Annotated in this window: 13 protein-coding genes and 1 tRNA gene; 2 read left to right on the forward strand and 12 right to left on the reverse strand. The window is 67.0% G+C overall.

Going from position 1 to position 19,897, the window contains the following annotated elements; genetic code table 11:
- Positions 1–86: 86 nt before the first annotated feature.
- The 3 genes from fusA to rpsL are packed head-to-tail and all read right to left on the reverse strand — an operon-like array spanning position 87 to position 3,103.
- Positions 87–2,219 carry an elongation factor G gene (fusA, locus tag ACWGE1_RS09030; protein WP_453419858.1) on the reverse strand — a complete coding sequence of 711 codons (2,133 nt, stop codon included), beginning with the start codon at positions 2,217–2,219 and terminating at the stop codon, positions 87–89.
- 39 nt (positions 2,220–2,258) lie between these two features.
- Positions 2,259–2,729 carry a 30S ribosomal protein S7 gene (gene rpsG / locus ACWGE1_RS09035; protein WP_007265894.1) on the reverse strand — a complete coding sequence of 157 codons (471 nt, stop codon included), beginning with the start codon at positions 2,727–2,729 and terminating at the stop codon, positions 2,259–2,261.
- Between the two features lie 2 nt (positions 2,730–2,731).
- Positions 2,732–3,103 (reverse strand): 30S ribosomal protein S12, encoded by a 372-nt coding sequence (gene rpsL, locus ACWGE1_RS09040; protein ID WP_007265893.1) that lies wholly within the window; start codon positions 3,101–3,103, stop codon positions 2,732–2,734.
- Between the two features lie 370 nt (positions 3,104–3,473).
- On the opposite strand from rpsL, the gene ACWGE1_RS09045 reads away from it, so the two are divergent.
- Positions 3,474–5,942, forward strand: a complete 2,469-nt coding sequence (locus ACWGE1_RS09045) for a YfhO family protein (RefSeq protein WP_453419859.1) — start codon at positions 3,474–3,476, stop codon at positions 5,940–5,942.
- 114 nt (positions 5,943–6,056) lie between these two features.
- Here the strand turns inward: ACWGE1_RS09045 and ACWGE1_RS09050 are convergent, their stop codons facing one another.
- The 9 genes from ACWGE1_RS09050 to ACWGE1_RS09090 all read right to left on the reverse strand — a co-directional run bounded on the left by ACWGE1_RS09050 (position 6,057) and on the right by ACWGE1_RS09090 (position 18,458).
- Positions 6,057–9,956: a DNA-directed RNA polymerase subunit beta' gene (locus ACWGE1_RS09050; protein ID WP_030725970.1), complete on the reverse strand. Its 3,900-nt coding sequence runs from the start codon at positions 9,954–9,956 to the stop codon at positions 6,057–6,059.
- A gap of 97 nt (positions 9,957–10,053) precedes the next feature.
- Entirely contained in the window at positions 10,054–13,536 is a 3,483-nt protein-coding gene (gene rpoB / locus ACWGE1_RS09055; protein WP_453419860.1) for a DNA-directed RNA polymerase subunit beta, read from the reverse strand.
- 576 nt (positions 13,537–14,112) lie between these two features.
- Entirely contained in the window at positions 14,113–14,496 is a 384-nt protein-coding gene (gene rplL, locus ACWGE1_RS09060; RefSeq protein WP_202200164.1) for a 50S ribosomal protein L7/L12, read from the reverse strand.
- 110 nt (positions 14,497–14,606) lie between these two features.
- Entirely contained in the window at positions 14,607–15,137 is a 531-nt protein-coding gene (gene rplJ / locus ACWGE1_RS09065; RefSeq protein WP_099889951.1) for a 50S ribosomal protein L10, read from the reverse strand.
- 454 nt (positions 15,138–15,591) lie between these two features.
- Positions 15,592–16,320, reverse strand: coding sequence for a 50S ribosomal protein L1 (gene rplA, locus ACWGE1_RS09070; RefSeq protein WP_453419861.1), 729 nt, complete (start codon positions 16,318–16,320; stop codon positions 15,592–15,594).
- An 88-nt stretch (positions 16,321–16,408) separates the two neighbouring features.
- The gene (gene rplK, locus ACWGE1_RS09075; protein ID WP_030008445.1) at positions 16,409–16,843 is read right to left on the reverse strand and encodes a 50S ribosomal protein L11; all 435 of its coding nucleotides are present in this window, start codon (positions 16,841–16,843) and stop codon (positions 16,409–16,411) included.
- 164 nt (positions 16,844–17,007) lie between these two features.
- Positions 17,008–17,913 carry a transcription termination/antitermination protein NusG gene (nusG, locus tag ACWGE1_RS09080; protein ID WP_453419862.1) on the reverse strand — a complete coding sequence of 302 codons (906 nt, stop codon included), beginning with the start codon at positions 17,911–17,913 and terminating at the stop codon, positions 17,008–17,010.
- A gap of 84 nt (positions 17,914–17,997) precedes the next feature.
- Entirely contained in the window at positions 17,998–18,279 is a 282-nt protein-coding gene (gene secE, locus ACWGE1_RS09085) for a preprotein translocase subunit SecE (RefSeq protein ID WP_030388883.1), read from the reverse strand.
- A 106-nt stretch (positions 18,280–18,385) separates the two neighbouring features.
- A tRNA-Trp gene (locus tag ACWGE1_RS09090) sits at positions 18,386–18,458 on the reverse strand.
- A 193-nt stretch (positions 18,459–18,651) separates the two neighbouring features.
- Between ACWGE1_RS09090 and ACWGE1_RS09095 the strand changes: the two genes are divergently transcribed.
- Complete coding sequence (locus tag ACWGE1_RS09095; RefSeq protein ID WP_453419863.1) at positions 18,652–19,878, forward strand: pyridoxal phosphate-dependent aminotransferase; 1,227 nt, start codon at positions 18,652–18,654, stop codon at positions 19,876–19,878.
- Positions 19,879–19,897 lie beyond the last annotated feature (19 nt).

A 19,897-nucleotide genomic window follows, 5' to 3' on the forward strand; every position in this document is an offset into this window, starting at 1 on the left:
GAAAGCCGGTCCCCCGGGGCAACGGAGGGTTACTCCTGTTGCCCCAGAGGCTCCGGTGACAAGCCTAAAGCGTGTACTCGGAAGAGTTACTCGCCCTTGGCCTTCGCGATGATCTCCTCAGCGACGTTCCGGGGAACCTCGGCGTAGGAGTCGAACTGCATCGAGTAGCTGGCGCGACCCGAGGTCTTGCTGCGGAGGTCTCCGACGTAGCCGAACATCTCCGAAAGGGGCACGAGGCCCTTCACGACGCGAGCACCGTGACGCTCGTCCATGGACTGGATCTGGCCACGACGGGAGTTGATGTCACCGATGACGTCACCCATGTAGTCCTCGGGCGTGGTGACCTCGACGGCCATCATCGGCTCAAGGAGCACGGGAGAAGCCTTGCGCGCGGCCTCCTTGAAGGCCTGCGAGCCGGCGATCTTGAACGCGAGCTCGGAGGAGTCGACCTCGTGGTAGCCACCGTCGAGAAGCGTGACGCGAACGCCCGTCATCTCGTAGCCGGCCAGGATGCCGAACTGCATGGCCTCCTGCGCACCGGCGTCGACCGAAGGGATGTACTCCTTCGGGACGCGTCCACCGGTGACCTTGTTCACGAACTCGTACGCCGGACCGTCGGTCTCGGTGATGGGCTCGATCGCGATCTGCACCTTGGCGAACTGACCGGTACCACCGGTCTGCTTCTTGTGCGTGTAGTCGTGACGCTCGACGGCCTTGCGGATCGTCTCGCGGTACGCGACCTGCGGCTTGCCGACGTTGGCCTCGACCTTGAACTCGCGCTTCATACGGTCGACCAGCACCTCGAGGTGCAGCTCGCCCATACCGCCGAGGATGGTCTGGCCCGTCTCCTCGTCCGAGTGAACGTGGAAGGAGGGGTCCTCCTCCGCGAGACGCTGGATGGCGACACCCAGCTTCTCCTGGTCACCCTTGGACTTGGGCTCGATGGCGACCTGGATGACCGGAGCCGGGAAGTCCATGGACTCCAGGATCACGGGTGCCTTGTCGTCACACAGCGTCTCACCGGTGGTGGTCTGCTTCAGGCCCATGACGGCGACGATGTCACCGGCGCCCACCGCGGCGATCTCTTCACGCTTGTTGGCGTGCATGCGGTAGATCTTGCCGATGCGCTCCTTCTTGCCCTTGACGGAGTTCAGCACCGCAGTGCCGGCCTCCAGGCGGCCCGAGTAAACCCGGACGAAGGTGAGCTTGCCGAGGTGCGGGTCGCTCATGATCTTGAACGCGAGCGCGGCGAGGGGCTCCTCGTCGGACGGCTTGCGCTTCACGACGACCTCGGCGTCGCGGACGTCGTGGCCCTCGATGGCCTCGATGTCCAGCGGCGACGGCAGGTAGCGGACGACGGCGTCGAGCAGGGGCTGAACGCCCTTGTTCTTGAACGCCGTGCCACAGAACACCGCGGTGATCGTGGGCTCGCCCTTGCCCTTGCCCGAGTTCAGGATGATGCGACGCACGGCGGCGTGCAGCTGCTCCACGGACGGCTCGTCGCCGTTCAGGAAGAGCTCCATGATCTCGTCGTCGTTCTCGGCGACGGTCTCGACGAGCTTCCCGCGCCACTCTTCAGCGGCCTCGGTGTGCGTGTCGGGGATGTCGACGATGTCGTACATCTCGCCCTTGGTCGCCTCGGCGGACCAGACGAACGCCTTCATGGTGACCAGGTCGACAACGCCCTGGAAGTCCATCTCGGCACCGATGGGGAGCTGCATGACGATCGGAACCGCACCGAGGCGGTCCTTGATCATGTCGACGCAGCGGTGGAACTCGGCGCCAGTGCGGTCGAGCTTGTTGACGAAGCAGATACGCGGCACGCCGTAGCGGTCCGCCTGACGCCAAACGGTCTCGGACTGCGGCTCCACACCGGCGACACCGTCGAACACGGTGACGGCACCGTCGAGGACGCGGAGCGAACGCTCCACCTCGACCGTGAAGTCAACGTGACCCGGGGTGTCGATGATGTTGATGGTGTGGTCGACGTCCTCGAGCGGCCAGTGACAGGTCGTCGCGGCGGACGTGATCGTGATGCCGCGCTCCTGCTCCTGCTCCATCCAGTCCATCGTGGCAGCGCCGTCGTGGACTTCACCGATCTTGTAAGACACACCGGTGTAGAACAGGATGCGCTCGGTGGTGGTCGTCTTGCCCGCGTCGATGTGGGCCATGATGCCAATGTTGCGCACCTTGGCCAGGTCAAGCGAAGTGGTAGCCATATCGGCTCAGTCTTCTCTCGGTCTCGATGTGGGTTGGGACTACCAGCGGTAGTGCGCGAAGGCCTTGTTGGACTCGGCCATCTTGTGCGTGTCCTCGCGCTTCTTGACGGCAGCGCCAAGACCGTTGGAGGCGTCGAGCAGCTCGTTCATGAGGCGCTCGGTCATGGTCTTCTCACGGCGGGCGCGGGAGTAACCCACGAGCCAGCGGAGGGCCAGGGTCGACTGACGACCCGGCTTGACCTCGACGGGGACCTGGTAGGTCGCGCCACCGACACGGCGGGACTTGACCTCGAGGGACGGCTTGACGTTCTCCAGCGCGCGCTTCAGCGTGATGACCGGGTCGTTGCCGGTCTTCTCGCGGAGGCCTTCCATGGCGCCGTAAACGATGCGCTCGGCGGTGGAGCGCTTGCCGTTCAGGAGGATCTTGTTGATGAGCGACGTCACCAGAGGAGATGCGTAGACCGGGTCGATGATGACCGGGCGCTTCGGGGCGGGGCCCTTACGAGGCATTCTTACTTCTCCTTCTTGGCGCCGTAGCGGCTGCGGGCCTGCTTGCGGTTCTTGACAGCCTGGGTGTCAAGCGCACCGCGGATGATCTTGTAACGAACACCCGGCAGGTCCTTCACACGGCCACCACGCACGAGCACGATCGAGTGCTCCTGCAGGTTGTGTCCCTCACCCGGAATGTAAGCGGTGACCTCGATGCCGGAGGTCAGACGCACACGCGCGACCTTACGGAGCGCCGAGTTCGGCTTCTTCGGGGTGGTCGTGAACACACGCGTGCAGACGCCGCGACGCTGGGGCGAAGCCTCAAGCGCGGGGGTCTTTGTCTTCTCGACCTTGTCCTGCCGGCCCTTACGGACCAGCTGCTGGATCGTAGGCACTACTTCTCCGGTTTCTGTGTGCCGTGTAGTGAAACTAACCTGGAACTTCCCCGACCCACGCGGTCGGGTGTGTCGAATACTGCACGCTCTCACCGAAGTGAGGCAGGCGCAGATTGCGGTGTGGTCTTCCAGGCTCTCCGCGGGGTCTTACGCACACGCGGGAGCCCAGGGCACACCCCAGGCACAAGGTCAGAGCGTACCTACCTCACAGAGGTAGGTCAAAACAAATGCCCAGCACGAAAACCCGCCGCGCGCAAGCGGGGAGCGGCCCGATCGGCCCTCCGCCCCGCCCCGGCGCCCTAAACTGACACCTTGCCCGGGCGCGGGACGCCCGCGAGTCGATCAGCAGGGGAGCAGGACATTGGGGACCGTGGCACCCGAGCCGACCACAGTCGATGCCCGTCCCCCCGCCCCGGACCGACCCGCCCCGCGCAGCTCGGTCATCCGCCGGACCAGGCGTTTCCGCGGCCCGCTGCTGGCCTTCCTGCTCACCGCCGGCGCCTTCTGCGCGGCCTGGGTGGCACGCGGCACCTTCCCCTTCGGCACCACCGGCCGGGCCCTGAACGACCAGGCCAACCAGTACGTGCCCTTCCACCGGGCGCTGTGGGACCTGGTCCACGGGCAGGCCGCCGGCGACGTGCTCTTCACCTGGCGGGGCGGCTTCGGACAGCAGTTCCTGTCCGACTACTACACCTATCTCGGCAACCCCTTCTCCTGGCTGGCCGTCCTCGTCCCGCGCGACCACGTCGACCTCGCCGTCTTCGCGGTCACCCCGCTCACCATGGGCACCGCCGCCGCCGTGATGACGGTGTACCTCGGCAAGCTGCATCCCGGCCCGTGGTGGCAGCGGGGCGTGCTCGGAGCGACGTACGGCCTGTGCGGCTGGGCGCTCAGCGACGCCTCGTACATCCCGATGTGGCTGTGGGGCCTGGTCGCGCTCCCGATGCTCGGCATCGCCGTGGAGTGGTGCCTGGAGGAGCGCCGCTGGCCGGGCGCGGCCCTGCTGGTCGCACTCGCCTGGTTCGGGAACTTCTACACCGCGATGATGGCCACGATGGCCGCCTGCATCCTGCTGGCCATCCGCATGATCACCCGCGACATGGCGGGCCGGGAGCGGCTGCGCGCCCTGTGGCGGGCCGCGACGGCCGCCGGCACCGGGATCCTGCTCACCCTGCCCCTCCTCCTGCCGTCGTTCCTGTCCAGCGGGGCGGCGCAGCCCACCAGGGCCGCCGCCTTCGACCCCGTACGGATCGAGATCTTCCTCGCCGGCATGCTCCCGGCCACGCACCTGTGGGGCGGCCGCCCGCGGCTCTACGTCGCCTCGCTCGGGCTGATCCTGGCCGGCGCCTTCGTGCTCAACACCGCCGTCGCGAAGCGGACCCGCCTGGTGTGGGCGGCCGCGACCCTGCTCGTGGTCGCCTCCTTCCAGTTCCCGCCCACGCAGTACCTGTGGCACGGGCTGGCGGTGCCGAACGGCAACCCGTACCGCGAGGCATTCGTGTTCAGCGGGATGGTCGTCGTCGTGGCCTGGCTGGCACTGGCCAACCGGCCGCGCCCGCTGCACCTGGCCCTGGTCACGGCCCTGCTGGTGGTCGCCACGTACGTGCTCCGGCGCACCGACGACTTCGGCGGCTGGACCTGGCCGGCCGTGCTCGGCGGCGGCGCGATCTCCCTGCTGGCCCTGGTCCTGCTGCGGCTCGGCGAGAAGCGCCGCATCCTGATCCCGGTGGCCGCCGCCCTGATGATCGGCGTCGTCTTCGCCGAGTCCACGGTCGCCGCCGCCAATGCGGACGCCCGCCGGGCCCGCGAGCGCTGGGCCAAGCCCGTCGCCACCTCCAACCGGTCGATCGGCAACCACTTCGACGCCGTCCGCGACGTGGCGGGCTGGCCCGCGTACCGGACCGATTCGGGTGCCCCCCAGAGCGCGTACAACGACGCCCTGGCGCTGCGGGCGGAGGGGCCGCAGTACTACAGCAGCTACCTCCCCGAGGCCACCTACCGGGCCCTGGAGCCCCTGGGATACGGCTTCAAGAACGACGGCCGGACCTTCTTCGGCGCCGACAACCCGGTACTCGACGCGATCTTCTCGATCGGCGCCCGGGTCCGCCCGGGGACCGCCCCGGACACCTGGACGGCCACGAAGTTCCCGGCGCCCCCGCTGGTCACCGTCCGCACCGGCCCGTACACCTCCCCCAACCCGGCGGCCAGCGTCTACGCCCGCCAGGAGAACGTCCTGGGCGCCACCGTCTACCAGGTCCCGCCCGTCACCCGCGGCGGCAGCGCGACGGAGCAGACGTACACCGCCCGGTGCACCCCCGGCTCCGAGGCCTACTGGTACTCCCCCGCCCTCTACGGCACGGTCGGCGCGGGCGGCACCCGGAAGCCGCTGGAGGACCTGATGACCGGCGTGACCCCGCTGGGCGCCGTCCCCGCGTCGGGACAGGTCGACGTCACCGTGCAGACCCGTACGAAGGACGCGGACGCGGGCCCGCACCCGCTCGGCTGCCTGGACCGCGCGGCGCTCGACACGGTCGTCCGGCACCTCACCACCACCGGCGCCACCTCGGTCCGCCCCGGCGGCCACACCATCGAGGCCACCCTGCCCGCCGGCTCCGGGGGCACCGCGGTCATCGCCACGACCGCCGTCCCGGGCTGGCAGTGCTCGGCCCCCGTGACGCCCTTCCACGGCCTGCTGGCGGTGGACCTCCCGCCGGGCACCGCCGAGGTCTCGTGCACCTTCACCCCCCGGGGCCTCACCCCGGGCCTCGCGGGCGCCGCCCTGTCCCTGATGGTCCTCACCGGGGCCGCGGTGGCCTCGGTGCGGCGCCGCCGCGCCTGACCCTCCTCCACGGAGCGGCCGGCCCCCCGCCGGGGGAAACGGTCACCCCCGCGGGAACGAAGAAGCCCCCCGCCGCTCCTCTCGGAGCAGCGGGGGGCTTCTTCTTACGAGCTCTTAGCCGTTGTACGGGCCGTAGTCGTAGTCCTCCAGCGGGACAGCCTGGCCGGAGCCGGAGCCGAAGGGCGAGTAGTCGATGTCGTCGTAACCGACGGCCGAGTACATCGCGGCCTTGGCCTCTTCGGTGGGCTCCACCCGGATGTTGCGGTAGCGGGCGAGGCCCGTACCGGCCGGGATGAGCTTACCGATGATGACGTTCTCCTTGAGGCCGATCAGGGAGTCGGACTTGGCGTTGATCGCCGCGTCCGTCAGAACCCTGGTCGTCTCCTGGAAGGACGCCGCCGACAGCCACGACTCGGTGGCGAGCGAGGCCTTGGTGATACCCATCAGCTGCGGACGGCCGGAGGCGGGGTGACCGCCCTCGGTGACCACACGACGGTTCTCGGTCTCGAACTTCGACCGCTCGACCAGCTCGCCCGGCAGGAGCTCCGCGTCGCCGGACTCGATGATCGTCACGCGGCGCAGCATCTGCCGGATGATGATCTCGATGTGCTTGTCGTGGATCGACACGCCCTGCGAGTTGTAGACCTTCTGGACTTCGCCGACCAGGTGGACCTGGACGGCACGCTGACCGAGGATGCGCAGCACGTCGTGCGGGTTGGTGGCACCCATGGTGAGCTTCTGGCCCACCTCGACGTGGTCGCCCTCGTGCACGATGACCTTGGCGCGCTTCGAGATCGGGAACGCCGTCTCGTCGCTGCCGTCGTCGGGCGTGATGACGATCTTCTTCGTCTTCTCGGTCTCCTCGATCCGCACGCGGCCGGCGGCCTCGGAGATCGGGGCGACACCCTTCGGGGTACGGGCCTCGAAGAGCTCGACGACACGCGGCAGACCCTGCGTGATGTCGTCACCGGCCACACCACCGGTGTGGAAGGTACGCATCGTCAGCTGGGTACCGGGCTCACCGATGGACTGGGCGGCGATGATGCCGACCGCCTCACCGATGTCGACCAGCTTGCCGGTGGCGAGCGAGCGTCCGTAGCAGAAGGCACAGGTGCCGACCGCGGACTCACAGGTCAGGACCGAGCGGGTCTTGACCTCCTCGACGCCGTTGGCGACCAGGGCGTCGATGAGCACGTCACCGAGGTCGACGTTGGCCGGCGCGATGACCTTGCCGTCGATGACGACGTCCTCGGCCAGCATGCGGGCGTAGATCGAGGTCTCGACGTCGTCGGCCTTGCGCAGCACGCCGTCCTCGCCGCGAACGGCGATCTTCAGCTTCAGACCGCGCTCGGTGCCGCAGTCCTCCTCGCGGATGATCACGTCCTGCGAGACGTCCACCAGACGACGGGTCAGGTAACCCGAGTCGGCGGTACGCAGGGCGGTGTCCGCCAGACCCTTACGGGCACCGTGCGTGGAGATGAAGTACTCCAGAACGGTGAGGCCCTCACGGAAGGACGCCTTGATCGGACGCGGGATGGTCTCGTTCTTCGCGTTCGACACCAGACCACGCATACCGGCGATCTGTCGCATCTGCATCATGTTTCCTCGGGCACCCGAGTCAACCATCATGAAGATGGGGTTCGTCTTGGGGAAGTTCGCGTTCATCGCCTCGGCAACCTCGTTGGTCGCCTTGGTCCAGATCGCGATGAGCTCCTGCGTGCGCTCGTCCTTGGTGATCAGACCGCGCTCGTACTGCTTCTGGACCTTCTCGTCCATCGCCTCGTAGCCCGCGACGATGGCCTTCTTGGCCTCGGGCACGACGACGTCGGAGATGGCCACGGTGACGCCCGAACGGGTCGCCCAGTGGAAGCCGGCCGCCTTCAGGTTGTCGAGCGTCGCCGCCACGATGACCTTGGGGTAGCGCTCCGCCAGGTCGTTGACGATCTCGGAGAGCTGCTTCTTGCCCACCGAGTAGTCGACGAACGGGTAGTCCTCGGGCAGCAGCTCGTTGAAGAGCGCGCGACCCAGGGTGGTCTTCAGACGGAAGCTGTCGCCCGGCTGGAACTCCTGCTCGCCCTCTTCGGCGACCGGCGCCACCCAGCCGCGCGGCGGGATGGTGCCCACCGGGAAGCGGATGTCGACGGACGACTGCAGCGCGAGCTCGCCGTTGTCGAACGCCATGGTCGCCTCGGCCGTGGAGCCGAACGCGCGGCCCTCGCCCTTGGTGTCACGGAGCTCACCGTCGGTGGTCAGGAAGAACAGACCGAGGACCATGTCCTGGGTCGGCATCGTGACCGGACGGCCGTCGGCCGGCTTGAGGATGTTGTTCGAGGACAGCATCAGGATGCGGGCCTCGGCCTGCGCCTCCGCGGAGAGCGGCAGGTGCACGGCCATCTGGTCACCGTCGAAGTCCGCGTTGAACGCGGTGCAGACGAGCGGGTGGATCTGGATGGCCTTGCCTTCGACCAGCTGGGGCTCGAAGGCCTGGATGCCGAGGCGGTGCAGCGTGGGCGCACGGTTCAGCAGGACCGGGTGCTCGGCGATGACCTCTTCGAGGACGTCGTAGACGACCGTGCGGCCGCGCTCGACCATCCGCTTGGCGCTCTTGATGTTCTGCGCGTGGTTCAGGTCGACCAGGCGCTTCATCACGAACGGCTTGAAGAGCTCCAGCGCCATGGCCTTGGGCAGACCGCACTGGTGCAGCTTCAGCTGCGGACCGACGACGATCACGGAACGCGCGGAGTAGTCCACACGCTTACCGAGAAGGTTCTGACGGAATCGACCCTGCTTGCCCTTCAGCATGTCGCTGAGGGACTTCAGGGGACGGTTACCGGGACCGGTCACCGGACGACCACGACGACCGTTGTCGAAGAGGGCGTCCACGGCCTCCTGAAGCATGCGCTTCTCGTTGTTCACGATGATCTCGGGGGCACCGAGGTCGAGGAGACGCTTCAGACGGTTGTTGCGGTTGATCACGCGGCGGTACAGGTCGTTCAGGTCGGAGGTCGCGAAGCGGCCACCGTCCAGCTGCACCATCGGACGCAGGTCCGGCGGGATCACCGGCACGCAGTCCAGAACCATGCCCTTGGGCTTGTTGCTGGTCTGCAGGAACGCGGAGACGACCTTGAGGCGCTTGAGCGCACGGGTCTTCTTCTGGCCCTTGCCGGTACGGATGATCTCGCGGAGGCGCTCGGCCTCCTCCTCGAGGTCGAAGGACTCCAGGCGCTTCTGCAGCGCGGCGGCGCCCATGCAACCGTCGAAGTACGTGCCGAAGCGGTCACGCAGCTCGCGGTAGAGCAGCTCGTCGCCCTCGAGGTCCTGGACCTTGAGGTTCTTGAAGCGGGCCCACACCTCGTCGAGGCGGTCGATCTCGCGCTGGGCGCGGTCACGCAGCTGCTTCATCTCGCGCTCGGCACCTTCGCGCACCTTGCGGCGTACGTCGGCCTTCGCGCCCTCGGCCTCGAGCTCGCCCAGGTCGGTCTCGAGCTTCTTGGCACGGCCTTCGAGGTCCGCGTCACGGCGGTTCTCGATCTGCTGGCGCTCGACGGAGACGTGCGCCTCCAGCGACGGGAGGTCGCGGGTGCGACGCTCGTCGTCGACGAACGTGATCATGTACGCGGCGAAGTAGATGACCTTCTCGAGGTCCTTCGGCGCGAGGTCCAGCAGGTATCCGAGGCGCGACGGGACGCCCTTGAAGTACCAGATGTGGGTGACGGGAGCGGCAAGCTCGATGTGGCCCATCCGCTCACGACGCACCTTGGCGCGCGTGACCTCGACGCCACAGCGCTCACAGATGATGCCCTTGAAGCGGACACGCTTGTACTTGCCGCAGTAGCACTCCCAGTCCCGGGTAGGACCGAAGATCTTCTCGCAGAAGAGTCCGTCCTTCTCGGGCTTGAGGGTGCGGTAGTTGATGGTCTCCGGCTTCTTGACCTCGCCGTGCGACCAGGTTCGGATGTCGTCCGCGGTGGCAAGGCCGATCCGCAGCTCGTCGAAGAAGTTGACGTCGAGCACTGTGCGTCAATCCCTCTTTCGGGGTCGAGTCTCAATCATGGTCTGAACGGTCCCGGGGATGACGGGGGGCTCTTGAGCGAGCCCCCCGTCAGGCCCGTCAGACCTCTTCGACGCTGCTCGGCTCGCGCCGGGACAGGTCGATACCGAGCTCCTCCGCCGCGCGGAAGACGTCCTCGTCGGTGTCGCGCATCTCGATGGACATGCCGTCCGAGGACAGCACCTCCACGTTGAGGCAGAGCGACTGCATTTCCTTGATGAGCACCTTGAAGGACTCGGGAATGCCCGGCTCGGGGATGTTCTCGCCCTTGACGATGGCCTCGTAGACCTTCACGCGGCCGGTGACGTCGTCGGACTTGATGGTCAGCAGCTCCTGGAGGGCGTAAGCGGCGCCATAAGCCTCGAGCGCCCACACCTCCATCTCACCGAAGCGCTGGCCACCGAACTGCGCCTTACCACCCAGCGGCTGCTGCGTGATCATCGAGTACGGACCGGTCGACCGCGCGTGGAGCTTGTCGTCGACCAGGTGGTGGAGCTTGAGGATGTACATGTACCCGACCGAGATCGGGTCCGGGAACGGCTCGCCGGAGCGGCCGTCGAACAGACGCGCCTTGCCGGACGGGAGGACCAGGCGGTCACCGTCGCGGTTCGGGATGGTGTGCTCGAAGAGGCCGGCGAGCTCGTCCTCGCGGGCACCGTCGAACACGGGGGTGGCGACGTTGGTACCGGGCTCGACACGGTCGGCCCCGATGACCTTCAGACGCTCGGCCCACTCCTCGCCGAGCCCGGAGACGTCCCAGCCGCGGCTGGCGAGCCAGCCGAGGTGGATCTCCAGGACCTGCCCCGGGTTCATTCGGGACGGGACACCCAGCGGGTTCAGGATGATGTCGACCGGCGTGCCGTCCTCGAGGAAGGGCATGTCCTCGATCGGAAGGATCTTGGAGATGACACCCTTGTTGCCGTGGCGGCCGGCGAGCTTGTCACCGTCGGTGATCTTGCGCTTCTGGGCGACGTAGACGCGGACCAGCTGGTTCACGCCCGGAGGAAGCTCGTCGCCCTCCTCGCGGTCGAAGACGCGGACACCGATGACCTTGCCGATCTCACCGTGAGGGACCTTGAGCGAGGTGTCACGCACCTCGCGGGCCTTCTCACCGAAGATCGCGCGGAGCAGGCGCTCCTCCGGGGTCAGCTCGGTCTCACCCTTGGGCGTGACCTTGCCGACCAGGATGTCGCCGGCGACGACGTCCGCACCGATGCGGATGATGCCGCGCTCGTCGAGGTCGGCGAGGACCTCCTCGGAGACGTTCGGGATGTCCCGGGTGATCTCCTCGGGGCCCAGCTTGGTGTCACGGGCGTCGACCTCGTGCTCCTCGATGTGGATCGAGGAGAGGACGTCGTCCTGCACGAGGCGCTGCGACAGGATGATCGCGTCCTCGTAGTTGTGACCTTCCCACGGCATGAACGCGACGAGCAGGTTCTTGCCGAGGGCCATTTCGCCCTCTTCGGTCGCGGGACCGTCGGCGAGGACCTGGGACTCGATGATCCGGTCACCCTCGTTGACGATGACCTTCTGGTTGACCGAGGTGCCCTGGTTCGAGCGGGAGAACTTGGCGACGCGGTACGTGGTGTACGTGCCGTCGTCGTTGGCGACGGTGATGTAGTCGGCCGAGACCTCCTGGACGACACCGTCCTTCTCCGCACGGATCGAGTCACCGGCGTCGACCGCACAGCGGTACTCCATGCCGGTGCCGACGAGCGGGGCCTCCGCCTTGATGAGCGGAACGGCCTGGCGCATCATGTTCGCGCCCATGAGGGCACGGTTGGCGTCGTCGTGCTCCAGGAAGGGGATCATCGCGGTCGCGACGGACACCATCTGGCGCGGGGAGACGTCCATGTAGTCGACGTCGTCGCCGGCGATGTAGTCGATCTCGCCGCCACGACGGCGCACCAGCACGCGGTTCTCGGTGAAGCGCATGTCCTCGGACAGGCCGGCGTTGGCCTGGGCGATGACGAAGCGGTCTTCCTCGTCGGCCGTCAGGTAGTCGACCTCGTCGGTGACGACGCCGTCGATGACCTTGCGGTACGGGGTCTCGACGAAACCGAACGCGTTGACGCGACCGTAGGACGCGAGCGAGCCGATCAGACCGATGTTCGGGCCTTCAGGGGTCTCGATCGGACACATGCGGCCGTAGTGCGACGGGTGAACGTCACGGACCTCGAAGCCGGCCCGCTCACGGGACAGACCGCCGGGGCCCAGCGCCGACAGGCGGCGCTTGTGGGTCAGGCCCGAGAGCGGGTTGTTCTGGTCCATGAACTGCGACAGCTGGCTGGTGCCGAAGAACTCCTTGATGGAGGCGACGACCGGCCGGATGTTGATCAGGGTCTGCGGCGTGATGGCCTCGACGTCCTGGGTCGTCATGCGCTCGCGGACGACGCGCTCCATACGAGCCAGACCCGTGCGGACCTGGTTCTGGATGAGCTCGCCGACGTTGCGCAGACGACGGTTGCCGAAGTGGTCGATGTCATCGGTCTCGACCACGATCGAACGGCCGGACTCGCCGGTCGTCTCGGTCTCGCCGGCGTGCAGCTTGACCAGGTACTTGATCGTCGCGATGACGTCGTCGGTGGTGAGCACACCGGCGTCGAGCGGCTCGTCGGCGCCGAGCTTCTTGTTCACCTTGTAGCGGCCGACCTTGGCGAGGTCGTAGCGCTTCGGGTTGAAGTAGAGGTTCTCGAGCAGCGTCTGAGCGGCCTCGCGGGTCGGCGGCTCGCCCGGGCGCAGCTTGCGGTAGATGTCGAGCAGCGCGTCGTCCTGGCCCTGGGTGTGGTCCTTCTCCAGGGTGGCGCGCATGGACTCGTACTCGCCGAACTCCTCGAGGATCTGCTCGGTGGTCCAGCCGAGAGCCTTCAGGAGGACGGTGACGGACTGCTTGCGCTTGCGGTCGATGCGGACGCCGACCATGTCGCGCTTGTCGATCTCCATCTCCAGCCAGGCACCCCGGGACGGGATGATCTTGGCGGAGAAGATGTCCTTGTCGGACGTCTTGTCGATCGAGGAGTCGAAGTAGACACCGGGGGAACGGACAAGCTGCGACACGACGACACGCTCGGTGCCGTTGATGACGAAGGTGCCCTTGTTGGTCATGAGCGGGAAGTCGCCCATGAAGACCGTCTGAGACTTGATCTCTCCGGTCTCGTTGTTCGTGAACTCGGCGGTGACGAACAGCGGAGCCGCGTACGTGAAGTCGCGCTCCTTGCACTCGTCGACAGAGTTCTTCGCCGGCTCGAAACGGTGGTCGCGGAAGGTCAGCGACATCGACCCGGAGAAGTCCTCGATCGGCGAGATCTCCTCGAAGATCTCTTCCAGACCGGACTTGGTGGGGACGTCCTGTCCACTCTCAAGCGCCGACTCGACGCGAGACTTCCAGGCGGCATTGCCGAGAAGCCAGTCAAAGCTCTCGGTCTGCAGCGCCAGGAGGTTCGGAACCTCGAGGGGCTCCTTGATCTTTGCAAAGGAGATGCGCAGCGGGGCGGTGCTGGCACCGTTGTTCGTATTGGTCGAGGCGTTGCGCGAGGCGGCCAAGAGGGGGTCCTTCCGAGGGCTCGGACTCACTACGCGCGTACCGGTCCCAGCAGACACAGAAGACAAGCCCCCCGAATCCAACCGAAAAGGCCAGGTCAGGGTGGATCAATCAAGTGTGCTCAAGCGTGGGCATGTCCCTGGCGACGGGCAGGGGACAGCTAACAGGCAGCGCAAAGGGTCAGTGTAGCCACTCGGCTCACTGATGTCCAGACCAGGTTTCCGGAAACCGGCAACAGGCCTTCCCCATGTCGTTCAACCAACACTGTGTCCAACGCTGCGGCGCCCGTACTCGTACACAGAGCGCGTATCAGTACTGCCCTCTTCGTAGTCGATCCATGCCTCGGATCCCGGATCCAGGTGGTCGACCTCTCGACGGGACTGAGAATTGCGCGCCGCGTCCCGTTCGTCAAGGCCCCCTGCTCCGAGCGGATCATCTTCGGACCCTGCGTCGGGGCAACGATGATCACCCTACTCCCCAACGAGACCAGGGCAAGTCAGGCACTGCGGGTACGCCAAAGGGCGACCACCCTTACGGGTGATCGCCCTTGGTTGAGGCCCTGGAGGGCCTCAGAGGTGTTACTTGACCTCGACAGCCGCGCCGGCAGCCTTGAGGGACTCGGCGGCCTTGTCAGCGGCCTCCTTGGCGACCTTCTCGAGGACCGGCTTCGGGGCGCCGTCCACGAGGTCCTTGGCCTCCTTCAGACCCAGGGAGGTCAGCTCGCGCACGACCTTGATGACCTGGATCTTCTTGTCGCCGGCACCGGTGAGGATGACGTCGAACTCGTCCTGCTCCTCAACGGCGTCGGCAACGGCGCCCGGGCCGGCCGGACCGGCAACGGCGACGGCCGCGGCGGCGGTGACGTCGAACTTCTCCTCGAAGGCCTTCACGAACTCGGAGAGCTCGATGAGGGTCATCTCCTCGAACTGGGCGAGGAGGTCGTCCTGAGAGAGCTTCGCCATGATGGGCGATCCTTCCACTAAATCGGCAGGTGCCGGATGTATATAGAGGCGGGCGTAACGGCCCGCTACGACCCACGCACTAGGCGGCGTGGATCAGTGCGCGAGCCGAATTACTCGGCACCGCCCTGCTCGGCGAGCTTGACGCGAAGCGCTTCCGCGGTGCGGACGAACTTCGACGGCAGCGCCTGGAAGAGCGAGGCAGCCTGAGACTGCTTGCCCTTGAACGCGCCGGCCAGCTTGCTGAGCAGAACCTCGCGGGACTCGAGGTCCGCAAGCTTCTTGATCTCATCGGCGGTGAGCGCCTTACCATCAAGGACACCCGCCTTGATGATGAGGTTGGGGTTCTCCTTGGCGAAGTCACGCAGGCTCTTCGCCGACTCCACCGGGTCACCGGTGATGAAGGCGACCGCGGTCGGACCAGCGAAGTGCTCGTCCAGCGCGGTGATCCCGGCCTGGTTGGCCGCAATCTTGGTCAGCGTGTTCTTCACCACGGCGTACTGGGCGTTCTCACCGAGGGAGCGACGCAGCGTCTTGAGCTGCGCGACGGTGAGACCCCGGTACTCGGTCAGCACGGCGGCGTTCGAGCTCTGGAACGCGTCCTTGAGCTCGGCTACCGATGCAGCCTTGTTGGGCGTCGGCATGGTGCGTTCGCCTCCTTCCGGGTGATGAGGACCGCTCAGAAGGGGCTGAAATAAGAAACGCCCCGGCGCAGGCGCCAGGGCGTGGCTCAACCGGAACGAATTCCGGGAACCTTCCACAGTCACCTGCGCGGGTCGTCCGCATTCAGCGGATCCTTCGGCCACCGAACCCTTGCGGGCACGGCAACGACCAGCGGTCTTTGGCTTCCGGGGAAGACTACGTGAAGGGGTGCAGCCGAGGCAAATCGCCTCGGGAGCCGAGGTCCGGGCCACGCCGAGGGCGCGTGGGAGGGCCGGGCGCCCGCACCGGTCCGGCCCGGGCCCCCGGGGCCGGTCCGGCGGCGGAGGGCCCCTGCAGGCGTCCGTGGGCCCTGGAAACGGAAGCGGGCCCCCCGCCAACCCTGTAAAGGGGGCGAGGGGCCCGCGTGCCGCTCAGTGAGCCTCAGGCTCGGCCTGATCAGACAGCAGCCGGGTCTTCCTCGACGAGGAGGTTCCGGGTGCGGTTGGAGTCCAGCTGGATGCCGGGGCCCATCGTGGTGCTCACGGCGGCCTTCTTGATGTAGCGGCCCTTCGCGGCGGACGGCTTCAGACGAAGGATCTCGTCGAGGGCCGCGCCGTAGTTCTCGACCAGCTGCTCATCGGAGAAGGAGACCTTGCCGATGATGAAGTGCAGGTTCGAGTGCTTGTCGACGCGGAACTCGATCTTGCCACCCTTGATCTCGGTGACAGCCTTCGCGACGTCCATCGTGACGGTGCCGGTCTTCGGGTTCGGCATGAGGCCACGGGGACCGAGCACGCGGCCGAGGCGGCCGACCTTGCCCATGAGGTCCGGGGTGGCCACAACGGCGTCGAACTCGTTCAGGCGGTTGCCCTTGGCGATCTCGTTGATCAGCTCGTCATCGCCGACGATGTCGGCGCCGGCGGCTTCCGCGGCCGCAGCACGGTCACCGGTCGCGAAGACCAGGACCCGGGCGGTCTTGCCGGTGCCGTGCGGGAGGTTCACGGTGCCGCGGACCATCTGGTCGGCCTTGCGCGGGTCGACACCCAGGCGGAAGGCGACCTCGACGGTGCTGTCGAACTTGGTCGTGGAGGTCTCCTTGGCGAGACGGACGGCCTCGAGCGGGGCGTACAGCTTCTCCCGGTCGACCTTGGCGTCCGCAGCGCGGAGAGTCTTGCTGCGCTTCACTTCTGCTCCTGTGTTTTGGCTTCAGGCATGGAGTCGTGGTGCGGACCAGCGCTTGGTCCTACCACTGATGGTGCTGGGGGTGGCTGGATCAGCCTTCGACGGTGACGCCCATCGAACGCGCGGTGCCGGCAATGATCTTGACGGCGGCGTCGATGTCGTTGGCGTTCAGGTCGGGCATCTTCAGCTCGGCGATCTCCTTGACCTGGGCAGCCGTGAGCTTGGCGACCTTGGTCTTGTGGGGCTCGCCGGAGCCCTTCTCGATGCCTGCGTGCTTCAGGATGAGGCGCGCGGCCGGCGGAGTCTTGGTGATGAAGGTGAAGGAGCGGTCGTCGTAGACCGTGATCTCCACCGGCACGACCATGCCACGCTGCGACTCGGTCGCGGCGTTGTAGGCCTTGCAGAACTCCATGATGTTGACGCCGTGCTGACCGAGCGCGGGGCCGACCGGCGGAGCCGGGTTGGCCGCACCGGCCTTGATCTGGAGCTTGATAAGCCCCGTGACCTTCTTCTTCTTGGGAGGCATTGCTCTCTCCGGGTCCTAGTGAGAGTTTTCAGCCGCCCATCCGGTCATCCGGATGGAGGCATACCGCACCACGATAACGGGTATCGGTGCGGGGCTAAAAACCGAGCAGGTCAGACCGCCCTTCACGGGCGATCTGACCTGTCCGGAAGCTGTCGCTCAGAAGATCAGTTCTTCTGGATCTGGTCGAAGCTCAGCTCGACCGGGGTCTCGCGGCCGAAGATCTCGACGAGGCCCTTGACCTTCTTGGAGTCGGGGTTGATCTCGTTGATGGTCGCCTGCAGCGTCGCGAACGGGCCGTCGGTGACGGTGACCGAGTCGCCGACCTCGAAGTCCAGGACCTCGATGGTGCGCTTGACGGCGGGCGCGGGCAGACCGGCCTCTTCCGCGGCGGCCTTGGCGGCCTTCTCCTGCGCCTCCGGGGCGAGCATCTTGACGATCTCGTCCAGGGTCAGCGGGTACGGGTCGTACGCGTTGCCGACGAAGCCGGTGACGCCAGGCGTGTTGCGGACGACGCCCCAGGACTCGTTCGTCAGATCCATGCGGACGAGAACGTAACCGGGCAGCTTGTTCTGCCGGACGTTCTTGCGCTCGCCGTTCTTGATCTGGACGATCTCTTCCTCGGGCACCTCGGCCTGGTAGATGAACTCCTCGACGTTCAGCGAGACGGCACGCTGCTCCAGGTTCGCCTTCACGCGCTTCTCGTAGCCGGCGTAGGTGTGGATCACGTACCACTCGCCGGGGAGGAGGCGGAGCTCCTCGCGCAGGGCCTGGATGGGGTCGACGGGCTCGGCGGGCTCGACCGGAGCGGCCTCTTCGGCCTCCTCCTCGTCGGCCTCGGCGTCGTCAGCAGCCTCTTCGACCTCGACGTCAGCCTCGTCCTCGACCTCGGCGTCAGCCTCGTCCTCGTCGGACTCGACGTGCAGCGCGGCCTCTTCGGCGGCGACACCCGCCTCGACGTCGGCGAGTTCGGCCTCGTCGGGGTCCACAGCGTCTGCCGCCTCGACGATGTCGAGCTCGTCCTCGACGGACTCGACGGAGTCGTGGCTCGCGTTCAGGTTCGGGTCAGACACGGTGGCTGCTTCTTCCTGGATACAAAAGGTGGTGGAACATGCGAAAACGGGCGACACCCATCAAGGCGCCGCCCTCCGCGGGGATCAGCCGAAGACGAACTTGATGGCTTTTTCGAACCCAAAGTCAATCACGGTCACCAGACCGATCATGATGACGACGAAGACAATCACCACGGTGGTGTACGTCGTGAGCTGGTTGCGAGTGGGCCAGACAACCTTGCGGAGTTCCGCGACGATCTGGCGGTAGAAAAGCGCGAGACGGCCCAGAGGGCCCTTCTTGCCGCGCTTGCCGCCCTTGCGGGCCTTCTTCTCGCGCGTCTCGTCCTCGGCGTCAGGCATGTCGATGGAGCCCAGGGCGTCCGTCACGTCTCTCACCTGAATCCGGGTCGTGGCCGTACCGCGCCCGGTTGCGCCGCACGGCGTTGCATCTAAGTACGTACCTGCGCACACACGTCCGAGATGGAGTGTGGAGCAGGGCCGGAGGGACTCGAACCCCCAACCGCTGGTTTTGGAGACCAGTGCTCTACCAATTGAGCTACGACCCTTTGCGTCCCCCAACCTACCGCATCCGAGCGAGTGCACGGAGTGCTCACGCTTTGCAGCGGCTGGTGAGGTCCAACGACAGGTGAGTGTACGTGAACCGCGCCCTGACGTCGAACAGCGCCCGACCTGACATGCGCCAGTCCGTTGACTGAAACGGTGTGCGGCGCTTCTTTGCCGTCTGGGACGATTGCTCGTATGACCTCTGCAACGCCTTCCTCCGAGCGCCGGGTGTCCGCCCGTATCGGCGCCATTTCCGAGTCCGCCACCCTCGCCGTGGACGCCAAGGCCAAGGCCCTCAAGGCCGCCGGGCGCCCGGTGATCGGCTTCGGCGCGGGCGAGCCCGACTTCCCGACCCCGGACTACATCGTCGAGGCCGCGGTCGAGGCCTGCCGCAACCCCAAGTACCACCGCTACACGCCGGCCGGCGGCCTGCCCGAGCTGAAGGCCGCCATCGCCGCGAAGACGCTGCGCGACTCCGGCTACGAGGTCGAGGCGTCGCAGGTCCTGGTGACCAACGGCGGCAAGCAGGCGATCTACGAGGCCTTCGCGGCCGTCCTGGACCCGGGTGACGAGGTCATCGTCCCGGCTCCCTACTGGACCACCTACCCGGAGTCGATCCGTCTCGCCGGCGGTGTCCCGGTCGAGGTCGTCGCCGACGAGACCACCGGCTACCGGGTCTCCGTCGAGCAGCTGGAGGCCGCGCGCACCGAGCGCACCAAGGTCGTCCTGTTCGTCTCCCCGTCCAACCCGACCGGTTCGGTCTACAGCGAGGACGACGCCCGCGCGATCGGCGAGTGGGCCGCGGAGCACGGCCTGTGGGTGCTGACGGACGAGATCTACGAGCACCTGGTCTACGGCGAAGCGAAGTTCACCTCGCTGCCGGTCCTGGTCCCGGCCCTGCGCGACAAGTGCATCATCGTCAACGGTGTCGCCAAGACGTACGCGATGACCGGCTGGCGCGTGGGCTGGGTCATCGCCCCGCAGGACGTCATCAAGGCGGCGACCAACCTGCAGTCGCACGCCACCTCCAATGTCTCCAACGTGGCCCAGGTCGCCGCGCTGGCCGCCGTCTCGGGCAACCTGGACGCGGTCGCGGAGATGCGCAAGGCCTTCGACCGCCGCCGCCAGACGATGGTGAAGATGCTCAACGAGATCGACGGCGTCTTCTGCCCGACCCCCGAGGGCGCGTTCTACGCGTACCCGTCGGTCAAGGAGCTCATCGGCAAGGAGATCCGCGGCAAGCGCCCGCAGAGCTCCGTCGAGCTCGCCGCCCTGATCCTGGACGAGGTCGAGGTCGCGGTCGTCCCGGGCGAGGCCTTCGGCACCCCCGGCTACCTGCGCCTGTCCTACGCCCTGGGCGACGAGGACCTGGTGGAGGGCGTGTCCCGCATCCAGAAGCTCCTCGCGGAGGCCAAGGCCTAGGCCTGACACGGCCCTGAGC

The sequence above is a fragment of the Streptomyces sp. NPDC054932 genome (assembly GCF_053610205.1).